The sequence below is a fragment of the Pseudomonas sp. F2 genome (assembly GCF_057174385.1).
Genome location: NZ_CM169904.1, coordinates 1,263,997 through 1,279,174, shown reverse-complemented (window position 1 = coordinate 1,279,174; position 15,178 = coordinate 1,263,997). Strand labels below are relative to the sequence as shown.

The window sequence follows — 15,178 nt, the reverse complement described above, 5'->3', positions numbered from 1 at the left end:
ATTATTGGAGGGAACAACAGCGTACGAATATCCAGCCCACCGATTAACCACGTCAGACACGGGTGCTGTCAACCGTTGCGGTGAAGCCTTGTCGCAGCAAGCACACGGCGCTGCCGCTGGTGCGGTAACTATGTACCACCCGCGTCATCTGGCCGGTCATTAGTCTCGAGTCTCAATTTACCGGTGCACCGGACGGTGCCCTGAACGAGACCCGATGATGCCTGCTCCCCTGCCTCCGCTGCTGTTCCTGTCCTTTCTCGATTCCCCCGGATTGTGGCGTGAACTCGGCAATGTCCATCACTTGTCCACCGCTGACTTCCAGTGGCTGAGCCACGTGCAACTGGCCACCCACGCACTGCGCAGTCAGCAAACCCCGCCCATGCTTGCCCATCGAATCCTGCTCAACACCGACGATACGCCTGCGGTGCCTCTGGCCGGCAGCTTCATACTCAGTGCCACCCCCGATGATCGCGGCGTCATGTTGTACACCCCCTTCGACGGGCTGAAAAAACATGCCAGCCTCGCCAGCCTGACCGCACACCTGGAGGAGCGCCTGAACCGTGTCACCGAAGATGATCGGCTGCTGGCGTTGCTCGCCCTGTCACAACGCAAACGGCTGGTCGAACGACGCGCTGTCAGCGTGACCTATCAGCTTGTCGAGGGCGATATCTTCGAAGATCAACGCGCTGCCATCGATCACTGCCTGCGCCTCAACGCGCAGGCAATGCACGATGAATTGATGCAACTGCCCGAACTGGAAAGCCTGCTCCAAAGCATACTCGACGCACTCCTGACGCCGACGATGCCTGGCGTCGACCAGACCCGCACACGCGTGAACCTGTACGCAACCGGCACAGCAAACGGCCCGGCATCGAGCGACCGTCCTTCACTGGGCGGGTTTGAAGCGCTGTCACTTGGCGATGCGCTGCTTTTGCACTACCGCCACGCCGGCTGGCCGGTTGGCCAGACCCATGAGTTTTCGCACCCGGACCGGACAGTCCAGGCCAGTGATCAGCAACACTGGGAAACAGCCATTACCATGGCTTCGGGCAAACTGTTGGTGTGGCTGTATCAACAAATGGAGCGTTACTGGAATGCGCCCAGCGCTGACGGAGTCTCGCGGCGCAGCGTATTGGCGCAGATCATTCGACAGCAGGCGCTGGCAGACTTTTTGCTCAAACGCGAGGCTGGCATTATCGAGCAGCACACCTTCGACAGCCTGCTGACCTCGTTGGGTTTCAGTGACGGTCCGGCACGCCGCGCGACGCTGGAAACCGTACGTTTGTGGGAGCATCAGGCAAACTTCGTGGAGCTGGCCGGCGCGTTGATGATCAGCCATTCCGACAGCTGCCTGTATACCCCGACCCACGGCTTGCAGGTACTGAGGGATTACGAAGATCTCAAAGCCATGCTGCTCGGCAAATTTGCCAGCCCCGGGCACGAAGACGAACTCTACGGTCTGTTGAATCTCGACGAGCGGCAACGCTTTCTCGGTTTCGACAAGCCGCAGGTTTCCGGCCAATCGATTGCCGGAGATGTTTTCAGCGTGCTGCTCGAGTTGATCATCACCAAGCAGCGACAGAACATCGACTATGCCTTGCAGTGGTATCGGCACAGCGACGGCGCCGTGGATATTCGCGCGCTGTTCGACAAGGCCCTGGACATACGTTCGATGCTCCACGAGCGGCTTGAGACCCTGGATGCCCACGGGCGCTGGAGCACCCGGCCGATGCTCGCTGGCAACCAGTTACCTTCAAGGGTGCTGGCGGATACCGCCGCGGCCGAAGTGCGCAAATTCGACAGCATCATGCCCAGCCTCGCCGCAGACTTCGCCGCCCAGCCGCTGACCGTCACGGCGCTGCAGCGCACCTACCTGCAAGGAATCGCCGCGAAGCTGGCGCACGCCCTGTCTGTCGGCATCACAGCCGAAGCACGGTTAAGCGTCCTGAATGGCACGCTGAGCCGCCATGAGCAAGCGCTGGTCGACACCGTGTTCAATCCGGATCAACCGGATCGCGGCCGCCGCAAGGCACTCAACGGGTTTCAGCCGGATGCCTGGTCATTGACGTTGCAGGTCGCCGGGCAGAACGAAATGCTGCCGCTGGCCAACTGCGTCCTGCTCACGGAACGCGGTGGCCGCGATACGCAGCACTCGGGACGCGCGATACTGTGGACACCAGCCCTGGGCCTGGAAGTCTTCCGCTCGATCGAACATGCCAGACAGGTGTTGGACCAGCGGCTGGTGGATCCGCACAAACGCCTGATGCTGCTGGAAAACCTCTTTCCCCGGCACCAAGGGTTCCATCAACACTACACGCTGGGACAGTGGCAATTGATCAGCCGCAGTGTCCTGCAGGATCGGGCCGACTCGGCGATCGAACAGTTTCTTCAGCGCTGTGAACAGGTACGGGGCCGTCAATGGCCAAAGCCGCGGGAAACTCAAATCCTCAGGACGTTGAGTGAGCACGTCGTGGAGACCAACCTGCAGCGCGCCACCGCTCTGGCGCGGGCGATCGGCAAACAGCATTCGTTGCCTGCCTGGCTGGGCATGGCCACGCTTGAAGCGCAGCAGTTGCATCTGGAACTGCTGGAACAGTGGCGCCACAGCGTCATTGACGATCAGGATTATCTTCACGCGCTGCCAACCGTGCGTGACTATATCCGGCAGACGCTTCAAACGTTGTTGAAAAGCCGCTTGCAGAGGCAGGATCTTGACCCCGAGCAAATCATCGTCACTCCGGCACTGGCGCTGATCGGGCCGGCGATGAGCCTGACCGATTTCGCCCTGAACCATGCGCATCTCGCACAGAACACGGCATTCACCCTCCGCTCGGGCACTGACCGGGCGCTGCCGACAGGGCTTGATCAGCAAGCAGTCAGGAGCCTGCTGCTGTCCCTGAATGTTGCAACAACGTTTGCCGATAAAATCACCTCAGCGTTGTCCGCCAGTGATGTCGCCGCTGAACAACGCAAACAGCGTTTCCTCCGCCAACTGCCTTGGCAATTGCTGCAGCACGCCCATCAGTTACAACTGCAACAACGCTTGTCGTCGAAGGCCTTCGGCTTGATTTCTCAGGTGTTCGACATGCCCGACGCCGTGGCCCGCGCGACCGTGCAAGGGGCCGACGCCATTGCCCGGCCGCTGGCGCTGGTCAAGACTGCCGGAGCATCAGCGGTCAAGGCACTGGCGCTGTACTTGATCGGACCTGCGGGAAGACCGGGCCCCCAGGTGTTGTATGCGCCCTACCACGGTGAAAACGCATTCAGTGAATTCGAGGATGAGGCGGCAGTGATCGCCGCGCTCAATACGCCGGGCTCACTGCAGGACTTGCTGCTGCACCGCTTGCCGGAAACTCAACGTTCGATCTTCAGCGCGTTGTTCAACGCGAGCAGCGGCCAGACGAGCGAGATGACCCTGGCCTCCACCCCGGTCAACGGTAACTGGTTGCTGCAGTTGTTCGACGACAACCTGGCCTTGTTGCCACGCTTGCTGAGCGGCCATTCAATGCCGTCGGCGCAGACGGACTGGGACACCGCGAAGCACCTGTTCAGTTCCGGCATCCAGTTGGTCCGGGGCGTGCTGCCGGGCAAACTCGCCTGTGCGCAGTTTCTCTGGCAAAGCTACAAGGATTTCAAGGGCTCGGCCGAAGCGTTGCAGGATCACCACTGGAAACGTGCGCTGGAAACCTTTACCGCCGGCGCAGCGCAAATGATCAGTCTCGGGCGGCTGGCTCTGGAGTCACGTCTGGAATCTCAAGAGGCGGTGCCGCCGCAACCACCGCAGCCAACCGCGCCGAGCGCCCCCGTCCTTGCGCAGACCAAGCCGACCGATCCGCAGCGCACCGCGTTGCAGGCATTCGAAACCTCGAAGATCGCCCTGAAGGATCTGACCCACAATGCTGCCGAGGGCACGTATCAGGACCTGAAAGCCAAAGCGACCTATGCCCCGATTGCCGGCAAAGTCTATCCCGTGCAACGGCCGGGAGCCGTCTGGCAGATCAAGGGCGCCGGCCAGCCAGGTCCGGTGTTGCAGCACACCGCTTCCCGGCAGCTGGTGCTGGACCCGGATCGCCATACCGTGCATTTCGGCAAGGCCTTGTCGAAGATGGTCAACCATTACACCACCCATCGCCAGGCCCGGTACATGCTGAATATCGAAGCGCAAGGCATGGAAGAAATCCGCGCCCGCCATCCGGAAAAAGCACACATGTTGATCGAGGCAATTGATCTGGCCCGGCATTACGCGTTCAACAGCCTGCACAATCTTGTTCAGCTACGAAACGATGTGCCGGGCACCCGCCTCGATACTTTTCTCAAGTCTTTTTTTGACGTGCAACAGATTGATGCCGAGATACTGCGCAAGTTGAAGCAGTCCATCGTGCCGATCTGTGATGCTCTGGTCGATCCAACAGAGGACCTGTTGAATACCCGACGCTTTGTGGTCGGCTCGAACAGACAGCCCGACTCGGGTGTAATTGCCTTCGTACTGGAGGGCGATCTACTCAAGAAAGTCCATTTCACCGAAAAGTTCTTCAATCAAGAACTGGAATGGTACAACACGGGGCTGACCGAGCCCTTCAATGTCGAAGGGCATGCGCGGGCAGCGACGCTGATCCACGAGTTTTCCCATCAGTTCAACAAAACCGTAGACATTGCCTCCCTCGAAGCACGGCGTCCGTTTGCTGATTTGATCGCTACGGTGACCGGTTATGGAGCGGCCCGCAAACAGGTACAGACACGATTTCAGCGTGAAGCACTGTCACTGGCCACGCCCCGTGAAGAGCTGTTTTCACGCTGGAATCATGACGCTCAAGAGTGGCTGGATATCGACAAGTTCGAGGGCATGAATCATGTACGCAAGGAAATTCTCAAGATCACACGTACCGCGAATCTGGAAGACGCGCGAACGGCTTTTCTCAACCCGAACAACCCACATCCACGAATCGACACCATATTACGCAATGCCGATTCGATCGCCTTTCTGATCTGTGAAATGGGCCGTCAGCTTGATCCGGTGCCACAAACTCACCCAGGACTCGACTGAAGCAAAAAAATGCGCAGGCGGTTGGCCTGCGCATTGTTTATCGCTGGTTGAAATCAGTCTTTCTGGTCACGCAGGACATTGCCCGAGGCACCATCGATGCGGAATTCATACACCGAACCATCGGCCTTGCGTCCCTCACCTTTCCAGTAGCCGTCATTGTCGGCCTCGATTTCATAGATTTCGACGTAACCGGCCTTGGTTTTCACGATCTCGATAGCCTTTTCGATGGTGACCCAGCCCGCACCGGGACGGTCAGCCATGGCAGCACCGGCACTGAACAAGGCGGCGGTGGCGATTGCAGCGGCCAAGGTTTTTTTGATCATTTTTTTCACTCCATTTGTGGATGATGTTCGTCTAACGTCCTGTTTTTGGGCGCCACACGGAAAAATAAGTTCCACTTTGATGGGCAATTGCCATGACGGATGTTCTCGGCACCCGACCCGCAAGGTTAGAATGCAGCAAATCAGGACGAGTCAATGACCCAAGAATCTCTCTCGGAAGCCGAATACGATGCAATCACCGATGCCGCCGCGCACTGGTGCATGCGTCTGCACGCCGCAGACTGCTCCGCCGAAGAGCGTCTGGCTTTCGAGCAATGGCGCGATGCGCATCCGCTGCATGCGTTCGAATATGACGCCATGCTGGAAATCTGGGACGTTGCCGAACACTTGCCCCGTCCGCAGGCGCTGCCGGAAGTACCGCTGAATAAACCGGTTCCCGCCTGGCGTCGCTATGCAATGGCGGCGAGCGTCTGCGCACTGGCCTTGCCACTGGCGGCGTACAGTGGCTGGAATCTGGGCTGGTTGCCCGACAGCTATCAGCACTTCGAAGCCACCGACAATGTCCGTCAAGTTACCTTGAACGATGGCAGTCAAGTCGAACTCAACCTCAACACCGAGCTGACTTTCAGCAATTACAAGGACCAACGCCGAGTCACCCTGAAAAAAGGCGAGGCGTTTTTCGAAGTCAGTCACGACCTCTCCCACCCGTTCGTGGTCAGGGCCGGCGAAGGCAAGATCCGCGTGACGGGTACCCGTTTCAATGTCTGGCTCTACGAAGATCAGGTACGGATTAATCTGATCGAAGGCTCGGTGCTGGTAACCAGCAACGCCGCACTGCCCGGCGACGGTCTGCGCCTGGGGCCCGCCATGCAGGCGCAGTACCGGCATGGCGATTACATGCCACAAATCAGTCGGACCTACGCCAACGACAACGCTCTGGCCTGGCGCAATGGCAAACTGGTGCTCGACAACCTGGCACTGAATGAGGCCTTGCCGCTGATCAATCGCTACCTGAGCAAACCGTTGAAACTGGCTGACGCCAGTACCGGCGCCATCCGTGTCGGCGGTGTCTACAACGTCAAAGAACTCGGCGGCCTCGTCAACACCCTGCCCAAGGTGTTGCCGGTCTACCTGACCCGTAACACCGAGGGTGATCCGGTGATCAATTCGATGCCGCGGCAGCCGCCGAAAACCTGAAACCGGACACCACCTGCCAGGGTGAACCCGGAGCAATAAAAAGCCGCTGTCCCCATTCAGGGAGCAGCGGCTTTTTTGTTCAGACTGACTTACTGCGCAACCACCTCAGCGCTCTTGCCCGCCACATCGCGAACGGTCTGCAATTGATACTGCGGGTCGGCAGCGATCTGCTGTTCAGTGAATGGCAAGACGCTCCACTGTTTTTTCGAAAACGCCTGGGTCTGATCCCGGGAATATTTCGACTCGGGGTCGCTCGACAGCGAGAACGCCAGCAGCCCTTGAGCATGCGGGCCTTTGTCATCAAAGCTCACCACTTGCAGATAGCTGGTACCGCTGATCACTTCGAGTTTGCCGTCTTCACGCGGCACACTCTGGATCGCGTTGTAGATTCCCAGCGTCCCGGGCCCGCCGTGGATCGCAGTTTGTTGAGCGCCGTTGCTCACCACTTGAATATCGCCCCAGCGGGTTTCAGGTTTGAGCCCCATTTTCTGCGCGGTGGCGGCCGACGTCAGCAGCGCTTCATGCAGGGCCTTGCTCACGGTCGGTTGCTCGATCGCCAACCCGCGTGGCGTATGTTGCGGGTCTTTTGGATCGAACGGCACCCGCCAGATATCCGGCGACGCTTGCAGCGCCTGCATGATGTTCTGGAAATGCACCAGACCGATGCCCGAATCCAGATTCGCCCGGCCATCCCAGCCCTTGAGGCTGACACAAACCGGCTTCAACGCCGCCGCGTCTGCCCCCAGATCCGCAGCGCAGAACTTCAACAGATCGGGCAGCACCTGGGTTGCCAGATAGACGTTGTCGTCCATTACCATCTGCTGCAGATCCTTGACCGCCAGCGGCCCCTTTTTGCCCAGCGCACTCAGACGCTCCAGCGCAAATCGCGATCGCAGGCCCAGTGGTTGGCCATCCTGACTGATCAGTGGCGAGAACCCCGTCAGCGGTTGTGCCGGGTTGGCCAGCCACGCGGAATCGTTGGAGTGCTGGACGAAGTCCTTGCGCAACAGTTGCGGCAGCTGGCTGGCGGCATAGATGCCCTTCTGCGCCGCTTGCGGATCGATATCCCAGGCGCAAGCGCTGTTGGAACCGTCGAGCACGATCATCTGCAAACCGATGCGCGGGTCGCTGCACTTGGCCAGTTTGTCGGCGCTGACGTTCGGCACCACCGACAGGTTCATGTACAGCGTTTGCCCCTTGTCATCCACGGCCAGCGTGTTGACCCACGGGATGCCCTGGATCTTGTGCACCGAATCCTGCAGGGCTTTGAGGCTTGACGCCTGGTTCATCGCGTACCACTGCGTCAGCACGCGATCATTGTCCAGATTGGCGTCGCGCAGGCTGTAAGCGTACTGATGATCCCAGTCGAGTTTGCCCGGCCACTGAACAATCGGGCCGAACTGCGAGCTGTAGACATCGCGCGAAACCGGCACCACTTGGCCATCCGCCTGTTTGACCTGCACGGTGACGGTCTGCTTGTCCAGCGGCAGCGATTTACCGTCGAGCAGGTAGCGGGTCGGATCTTTCGGGTCGAGTTGCAGGCGATACAGGGTGAAGTGTTTCGATGAATCGACCGTGTGGGTCCAGGCCAGATGCTGGTTGAAACCGATGTTGATCATCGGCAGCCCCGGCAAGGCGGCGCCCATGACGTCCAGTTTGCCGGGGATGGTCAGGTGCATCTGGTAAAAGCGCATGCCGCCGACCCAAGGAAAATGCGGGTTGGCCAGCAACATGCCGCGTCCGTTGAATGAGCGTTCACTGCCGACCGCCACGGCGTTGCTGCCGCGATCCAGAGCGAAGCGCTGCAGGCGCGCGTCCGCCAACTGATAGGCCTTGGCACTGCTGTCGAGCTGCGCCGTGGCCTGCGGCGGGGTCGCGCCCGCCAGGGCTTCGGCGAACTGCCCGACACCGCCCTCGACCAACAAGCGCCGAGTAAGCTTCACCAGATCTTCGGCAGCGATATCGCGCACCCACTCGCCCTGGCACTGTTGCGGCAGACCTTGCTCACGGCGTTCGGCCAGATAGCGGTTGTAACCGGCGGCGTAACCTGCCACCAGATTGCGCACCTGCGCCGGTTGCGCGTCCCAGAAGGTTTTCACCGCTTCGGGGGTGTTGAGCCAAGTGAAGAACAGGTCGCTGACGCGATTCTCGCGTTGTTCGACAGTGAACTGCTCCGGCCCGAAATAGCGCGAGCGCTGACCGTTGACCGTGACAATCTCGTTGGCCAGCAAGCACAGGTTGTCCTGCGCGTAGGCGTAACCGATGCCGAAACCCAGCCCGCGCTCGTTCTCGGCGCGGATGTGCGGCACGCCAAATGCGGTGCGGCGGATATCGGCACTGGCTGGCGTGGCGGGACTGAATGCATGGGCCGACAGACTGAGCCCGAGAAACGCGCTGGCGAGGGCCAGCCCGGTTAACTGCCTGGAAATAATCACACTCGCTCCTGATCGATAGGACACGGTTCGGCGCGTGCGTTGCGCAAGCTTCGAACTCGGTCTGAAGTTGACGCCTGCGCCTGGGCGCAAGGTGGCTGTTCAGGAAACGAATGCAGCAAAAAAATATTTAGCCCGTTTGCCCAAGGGACAAACCGCCGATGACGGGAAAACAACGAATAACCGACAAAATTTCTACATATTTCCTTTCATGATTTGTCGTGCTGAAACGTCTTGTTTACTGAGAGCAGCCAAAACGTTTCCTGAACAGGCTCTGCAAAGGAGTAACCCATGTACAACTCGCAACTACCAACGGACGGTAGCCAGGCGTCACAAGGAGCTTCCATGAGTCCCCGCGCGAGCAGTTTCGCACCCAGCCCCGAACGCCAGGGCAATGAGCGCATTCGCCTGTTGCTCAAAAGCTTCGGCCTGCGCACCAGCCTGATTCGCCTGAAGGTCATCGACGCGCTGTTGGTCGCCGCGCAAAACGATCGACGCCTGGGCGTGCGCGGTGTGCACAGCCAGTTGCTGGACCTGGATATTCCGTTGTCCTTTCTCAGCGTGCGCGAAGTGTTGAAGCGTCTGTGTGCCGAAGGGGTTGTCACCTTCAACCCGGACAAGAGTTACAGCCTGCATCCACAGGCTGCTGCCGTGCTCAATCACGATTGAAGCGTCCCGCGATCGCCGTCAGGGTCTGACCTTGCGGCGCATCACCCCGTTGATCACCACCACGACCACCGCCACACCGATGGCGATGTACTGGAACGTCTTCTCGCTGATCATCCCGGCATTTTGCAGCCACGACAGGCCGAGCATGATCGCCAGCACCGACAGCGCGATCAGTATCGAATATTTCAAACGTTGCTTCTGGGTCATTGCGGGTTCCTGAACCTTTCAAATGTATCCGGTTTGTATCCGGTTGCATGCCATGCACATACCGTGTTGCGGGGATGGGCTTTGATAAACGCGGTCTCATGTTACAGCCGATGAAGAGTTTTGGCTTCATGACGGCGTAACCATGAGGATTTTTGAAATGTTCCGTCGAATCACCTGGCTGATTCCCGTCCTTGCCGTACTGACCTTGAGCGGCTGCATCATTTTCCCCCACGGCGGCTGGCATGACGACCACCATCGGTACCAGGAAGGTCCCGGTTATTACCAACATCGATAGGCAATGACTCCCCGCATAAACGTTAAAAACTGTGTTCCCGGAACGACCGCGCCTGCTGAATAGCAGGCGCTTTCTGTCTCTAATCTGACCTGCTCGTGTAAGACGTTGATCAAGCTTTTGTAGGACTCTTCGAGCTGCAACGATTTGCGCATTTTTGATATTTCTGGTCACACCCGTCTGGTGTAAATCCACCTCCCCTCCGCTCTACTCTCTGCGCCCCTGAAGCCCAAGCAGACGAGCTCATCCGCGCATGCAACGAACACTTATCGATATCAGCCCCGGACAGGCCATCGGCTTCTGTCTGGCCGTCTCCCTGTTTGAACTGCTGACCTACATGGCCAGCGACCTGATCATGCCGGCAATGCTGGCCGTTACCCTGGAATTAGAAGCAGACGCGCGGCACGTTCCCTACGCATTCAATCTGTACCTGATCGGTGGTGTCTGTCTGCAATGGCTGATAGGTCCACTCTCCGACCGTTTTGGCCGGCGGCGGCTGCTGTTGAGCGGGTGCCTGTTGTTCGGCGTGGCCTGTGCCGCGACCTTTGGCACCAGCAGCATTGAAGCGTTCAACCTGCTGCGGCTGATGCAGGGGATGGGCCTGGGCTTCGTTGTGGCCGTCAGTTATCCGGCCCTGCAGGAAGTTTTCCGTGAAGCGGATGCCGTGCGCTTGATGGCACTGCTGGGCAATGTGGCCTTGCTGTCGCCGCTGCTCGGGCCATTGCTTGGCAGCCTGCTGCTCGAATGGCTGAGCTGGCGGACGCTGTTTCTCGGCCTGGGCCTGGCGGCGGCCGTTGCCTGGCTGGGCCTGTATGTCTGCATGCCCGAAACCATCGACGTCATGCGCAACGACGGCCAACAACAGGCACCCGTTGCGTTCAACGCACGGCAGGTTGGACATCGCTATCTGACCCTGCTCGGCAACCGCCACTTCCTGTACGCCAGCCTCGCACTGGGCTTGATGAGCCTGCCGCTGATTGCCTGGATCGGGCTGTCGCCGCTGCTGCTGATGCAGTTGCTGGGCCTGTCCTCGCGCGAATACGGGCTGTGGCAGATCCCGATCTTTGGCGCCGTGATTGTCGGCAATCTGATCCTCGATCGTTTGCTCGCCAGCCACTCGTTGACCCGGGTCATTCGCATTGCGCTATGGCCACTGTGCCTGGGCCTGACCGGATTGATTGGCACAGCCCTGTCCAGCACTGCGCTGCCGCTGTTGATTGCCAGCCTGTCGCTGTATGCCATTGGCCTGGGCATGAGCAATACAGCGCTGTACCGGTTGGCACTCTTCGCCAGCGATGACAGCAAGGGCCTGGTTTCCGCGACCATCGGCATGCTCTCGATTGTCGTAATGGGCACGGGCGGTTCGCTGATAGCCGCTGTTGGCGGTGCCGACAGTCTCGAGGGTTTCGCCCTGTGCGCGGCACTCGCTGGTTTGCTGTGCCTGCCGCTGATCCAGCGCTTTGTGCACTTGTCAAAGCAACCCAGCCTTGCCCCGGCTACACCTGAGGAGGCCCGCTAATGCACCTTTTCCCTCACAGTGACGCACTCTGTGCATCCCCGGCCGCCTACTGTGCGGACTCGTTGGCGCCCGGTCTGTTTGATCGTGCGATGCTCGAAATCACCCGTTTTCACATCGAACAGACCCCAGGTTATGAGCGTTGGCTAAACGCCAATGGCATTGCATCCAAAGACCTCGAAACCCTGGAGGACTGGTCGCAGCTGCCACCGATTTTCGCCAATTTCTTCAAACAGCATTTGCTGCTCAGCCCCACGGGCGAGGACGCGCTGGAACTGACGTCCTCCGGCACCAGCGGGCAAAAAAGCCGCATGCGTTATGACGCGCGCAGCCTGGGTGCGGCGCAGTACATGGTCGAGCGGATCTTCGCGCAGTACGGCTGGATTACACCGCATACGCCCTGCAATTACCTGTTGCTGAGCTACGAACCCCAGGCGCGAATCACCTTGGGCACATCGTTCACCGATCAGTTTCTGTGTGGCTTTGCCCCCGTCAATCGGGTGGTGTATGCACTACGGGCCGACGGTGACGGCCATCGCTTCGATCTGTTCGGCGTGATAACAGCCCTGCAAGCCTTTGCTGAAGAAGGTTTGCCGGTGCGCATCTTCGGTTTCCCGGCCTTTCTCTGGGAAACCCTGCAACGCATGCGCGCCACCGGCGCGACGGATCTGCAACTGCCGGCCGGATCGCTGGCGTTCTTTGGTGGCGGCTGGAAAACCCGTGCCACCGAAGAAGTCCCCAAGCAACAGCTGTACGCGCGGATCCAGCAACAATTGGGCATTGATGCCAAAGACTGTCGCGATGGCTACGGCGCCGTCGAGCACGCGGTGCCTTACATCGAGTGCGCCCACCACCATTTTCATGTGCCGGTCTATTCGAAAGTGTACGTGCGCAGCCCCGTGGACTTTTCGGTCCTGCCCTATGGGCAGTGCGGCCTGCTCAGCCTGGTCTCGCCTTACATCTCGTCAAGTCCCGCCCACGCGGTGGTCATGAGTGACCTCGCCACGCTGCATCCCGCTGCAAGTTGCGGCTGCGGTCTGGCGAGCGACTGGTTCCAACTGCAAGGCCGTGCCGGCACGGCGGCCGCGCGAAGCTGCGCCATGGCCGCTTCGGAATTCCTGGGGAAACACTGATATGTACTTGATCAACGGAAAACTGCGCGGCGATTGCGATCTCGACAGTGCGTTGCAACAACTTTACCCGCTGCTGCCAAACCGGCTGCAGACGCCCCTTGAGACCTCCACTTTACTCACCGCTGCGCAGGCGTTCGCCGAACGCCTGCAACATCAATCTCTGGCGCTGTCACTCGACACCGGCCAGCGCCAAACCCTGATCGACTTTTGCCAGCCAGCGACGCTGCAGGCCAAGCTGGATCATGAGCTGGGCCTGCAACCCGATTCCCTGCGCCGCATCGACTATCGGCAGTCGCGTTTCGAGCGCTGGAGCCCTCTGGGACTGGTGGTTCACATCACGCCGGCCAACGCGCCGTTGCTGGCGTTCTGCGCAGTGCTGGAGGGTCTGTTGAGCGGCAACGTCAACTGGCTGCGGCCCAGCAGCAGCGACGGCGGACTCACTGCGCGCCTGCTCCAGAAGTTGCTGGAATGTGACCCGAGCGGGCAACTCGCTGGTTACGTCGCGGTGTTGCCGGCAACGACCGGACAAATCGGTCAGCTGTGCAGACACGCCAACGGTGTCTCCGCCTGGGGCGGCGACACCGCGCTGCAAGCCATCCGCCTGCAGATCCCGCCAGGCTGTCGCTGGATCGACTGGGGTCACCGCATCAGCTTCGCCTACTTGACCCCGGATGCGGCATCACCCGCCGTCCTCGATGCCATTGTCGATGAAGTCTGCCGCCTCGATCAGCAAGCCTGCTCCAGCCCGCAATGGTTGCTGGTCGACAGCGACGATGTGAGCGTATTGAACGATATCGGGGCGCAACTGGCTGCCGCGTTCGAGCGTCGCAGCGGGCACTGGCCGGCGCTCACCCCGACGCTCGAAGAAGCCTCACAAATCACCACCAGTACGGCGATGGCGCGGCTGGGGCAAAGTTTTGTCGGGCAGACCGGCCGGGTCTGGAGTACGCCGCACTGGCGGGTGATCTGGAGCCATGACCGTCAGCTCGAACCTTCTGCGCTGTTTCGCAGCCTGCTGCTCAAACCCCTGCCCCGCGAACTGCTGGGTACTACGTTGTTGCCGTGGCGCAACGTACTGCAAAGCTGTGCCTTGCTGTGTCCCGAGGCGCAAATCGCCGAACTGGCGCAGATGCTGATCGCCGCCGGTGTGACCCGCATCGCCCCGATTGAAGCCATCCACGACGGCTACGACGGCGAACCCCATGACGGTGTCTACGCCTTGCAGCGCCTGAGCCGTCGCGTGTCGGTCAGCCTGCCGCCGGACGCGCTGGCGGGGTGTGCCACGCTTGACCGCCAGCCGATTGCGCCAGCGCTATCAGGGGTGTCGATCATGGACAAGGCGACATTTGCAAGCCAGCCACCGAACGCCAAGGCACAACTGTACTTTCGGTCCGGCGGCAGCAGCGGTACGCCGACACTTTCCGCTTTCAGTTACCACGATTTCCAGCTTCAGATGCGTGCCACTGCCGACGGCCTGCTCGCGGCCGGCCTGGATCCGGCGCAAGACAATGTCATGAACCTGTTCTTCAGCGGCGGGCTGTACGGCGGATTTTCAAGTTTTGCCAAGGCGCTGGAACAACTGGAGGCCCGACACTGGCCCATGGGCGCTCCAGCGGATGACGATTACCGGGAGATCGCGCAACTGATCGTGGAACAACGGATCACGGTGCTGATCGGCATGCCCAGCACCGTGCACCGGTTGTTTCTCAATGAACAGCAGACGCTGCAGCGCTACGGCGCCATCGACAAGGTTTTTCTCGGTGGCGAGCACGTGAGCGCACCCACCCGCGAGTTGTTGCAACGCTGCGGAGTCAGGCTGATCCGGTCGGCAATTTACGGCAGTGTCGATGCCGGTCCGCTCGGCCATGCCTGCCAGGCCACGGCAGACGGTGTGTTCCACCTGATGAGCGACATCCAGCACCTGGAAATCGTCCATTTCGATCAGGACGCGCCGGTCGATCACGGTGAGTCGGGGCGTCTGCTGGTGACCTCCCGGGCGCGTCAGGGCCAGTCCGTGCAGCGCTATGACATCGGTGACAGCGGACGCTGGCTATCCGGCCCATGTCCCTGCGGTCTGACTTCGCCGCGCTTCGAGCTGCTGCAACGGCACGGCAAATTGCTGCGCATCGCCACTGACTTCATCTCGCTGGCAACGCTGGAGCAGCGCCTGCAAGCGCCGTTTCAACTGATCCTCGACCACGGCCCTGACGGCCGGGAACGCATGCGACTGCGCAGCCCACTGGAGCCGGCTCAGGCCCATCTTCAGCTGCAAGGCTATCAGACGCTGAGCACGCTGGTGCAGACCGGACTGCTCACCGTCGACGTCGAGCAATGTGCCGTTGCGCAATTTGCCCGAAACAGACACAGCGGCAAGACACCGTCCGTGATTGATTCACGCCGCTGAAAA

The 15,178-nt window shown here is 60.2% G+C and carries 10 protein-coding genes; 7 read left to right on the top strand and 3 right to left on the bottom strand.

Going from position 1 to position 15,178, the window contains the following annotated elements; translation table 11 throughout:
• Nucleotides 1-217 precede the first annotated feature (217 nt).
• On the top strand, nt 218-5,044 hold the full coding sequence (locus AC193Q_RS05555) for a hypothetical protein (protein WP_483879274.1): 4,827 nt from the start codon (nt 218-220) through the stop codon (nt 5,042-5,044).
• A gap of 53 nt (nt 5,045-5,097) precedes the next feature.
• Here AC193Q_RS05555 and AC193Q_RS05550 read toward each other — a convergent pair whose 3' ends face one another.
• Nucleotides 5,098-5,367, bottom strand: a complete 270-nt coding sequence (locus AC193Q_RS05550) for a PepSY domain-containing protein (RefSeq protein WP_047294224.1) — start codon at nt 5,365-5,367, stop codon at nt 5,098-5,100.
• A gap of 153 nt (nt 5,368-5,520) precedes the next feature.
• Between AC193Q_RS05550 and AC193Q_RS05545 the strand changes: the two genes are divergently transcribed.
• Nucleotides 5,521-6,522, top strand: a complete 1,002-nt coding sequence (locus AC193Q_RS05545; RefSeq protein ID WP_483879273.1) for a FecR family protein — start codon at nt 5,521-5,523, stop codon at nt 6,520-6,522.
• Between the two features lie 89 nt (nt 6,523-6,611).
• Here the strand turns inward: AC193Q_RS05545 and pvdQ are convergent, their stop codons facing one another.
• A complete protein-coding gene (pvdQ, locus tag AC193Q_RS05540; RefSeq protein WP_483879272.1) occupies nt 6,612-8,957 on the bottom strand; it encodes a bifunctional acylase PvdQ in 2,346 nt (781 codons plus the stop codon).
• Between the two features lie 288 nt (nt 8,958-9,245).
• Between pvdQ and AC193Q_RS05535 the strand changes: the two genes are divergently transcribed.
• The gene (locus tag AC193Q_RS05535; RefSeq protein ID WP_047294218.1) at nt 9,246-9,623 is read left to right on the top strand and encodes a fe2+ zn2+ uptake regulation protein; all 378 of its coding nucleotides are present in this window, start codon (nt 9,246-9,248) and stop codon (nt 9,621-9,623) included.
• A gap of 18 nt (nt 9,624-9,641) precedes the next feature.
• Here AC193Q_RS05535 and AC193Q_RS05530 read toward each other — a convergent pair whose 3' ends face one another.
• Complete coding sequence (locus tag AC193Q_RS05530; RefSeq protein ID WP_047294216.1) at nt 9,642-9,830, bottom strand: hypothetical protein; 189 nt, start codon at nt 9,828-9,830, stop codon at nt 9,642-9,644.
• 157 nt (nt 9,831-9,987) lie between these two features.
• Here AC193Q_RS05530 and AC193Q_RS05525 point away from each other — a divergent pair, with 157 nt between their 5' ends.
• The 4 genes from AC193Q_RS05525 (at nt 9,988) to AC193Q_RS05510 (ending at nt 15,175) form a co-directional block, all read left to right on the top strand.
• Nucleotides 9,988-10,125 (top strand): hypothetical protein, encoded by a 138-nt coding sequence (locus tag AC193Q_RS05525; protein WP_177327908.1) that lies wholly within the window; start codon nt 9,988-9,990, stop codon nt 10,123-10,125.
• 250 nt (nt 10,126-10,375) lie between these two features.
• Nucleotides 10,376-11,641 carry an MFS transporter gene (locus AC193Q_RS05520; RefSeq protein WP_483879271.1) on the top strand — a complete coding sequence of 422 codons (1,266 nt, stop codon included), beginning with the start codon at nt 10,376-10,378 and terminating at the stop codon, nt 11,639-11,641.
• Nucleotides 11,641-12,771: a LuxE/PaaK family acyltransferase gene (locus tag AC193Q_RS05515; RefSeq protein ID WP_121185300.1), complete on the top strand. Its 1,131-nt coding sequence runs from the start codon at nt 11,641-11,643 to the stop codon at nt 12,769-12,771. The genes AC193Q_RS05520 and AC193Q_RS05515 overlap by 1 nt, the downstream gene beginning before the upstream one ends.
• 1 nt (nt 12,772) lies before the next feature.
• The gene (locus tag AC193Q_RS05510; RefSeq protein ID WP_121185298.1) at nt 12,773-15,175 is read left to right on the top strand and encodes an aldehyde dehydrogenase family protein; all 2,403 of its coding nucleotides are present in this window, start codon (nt 12,773-12,775) and stop codon (nt 15,173-15,175) included.
• The last annotated feature ends 3 nt before the right edge of the window (nt 15,176-15,178 follow it).

Coding starts and splice junctions, on each gene's coding strand:
- AC193Q_RS05555 (WP_483879274.1), top strand. CDS start 218: ATGCCTGCTCCCCTGCCTCCGCTGCTGTTCCTGTCCTTTCTCGATTCC.
- AC193Q_RS05515 (WP_121185300.1), top strand. CDS start 11,641: ATGCACCTTTTCCCTCACAGTGACGCACTCTGTGCATCCCCGGCCGCC.
- AC193Q_RS05530 (WP_047294216.1), bottom strand. CDS start 9,830: ATGACCCAGAAGCAACGTTTGAAATATTCGATACTGATCGCGCTGTCG.
- AC193Q_RS05525 (WP_177327908.1), top strand. CDS start 9,988: ATGTTCCGTCGAATCACCTGGCTGATTCCCGTCCTTGCCGTACTGACC.
- AC193Q_RS05550 (WP_047294224.1), bottom strand. CDS start 5,367: ATGATCAAAAAAACCTTGGCCGCTGCAATCGCCACCGCCGCCTTGTTC.
- AC193Q_RS05510 (WP_121185298.1), top strand. CDS start 12,773: ATGTACTTGATCAACGGAAAACTGCGCGGCGATTGCGATCTCGACAGT.
- AC193Q_RS05520 (WP_483879271.1), top strand. CDS start 10,376: ATGCAACGAACACTTATCGATATCAGCCCCGGACAGGCCATCGGCTTC.
- AC193Q_RS05535 (WP_047294218.1), top strand. CDS start 9,246: ATGTACAACTCGCAACTACCAACGGACGGTAGCCAGGCGTCACAAGGA.
- AC193Q_RS05545 (WP_483879273.1), top strand. CDS start 5,521: ATGACCCAAGAATCTCTCTCGGAAGCCGAATACGATGCAATCACCGAT.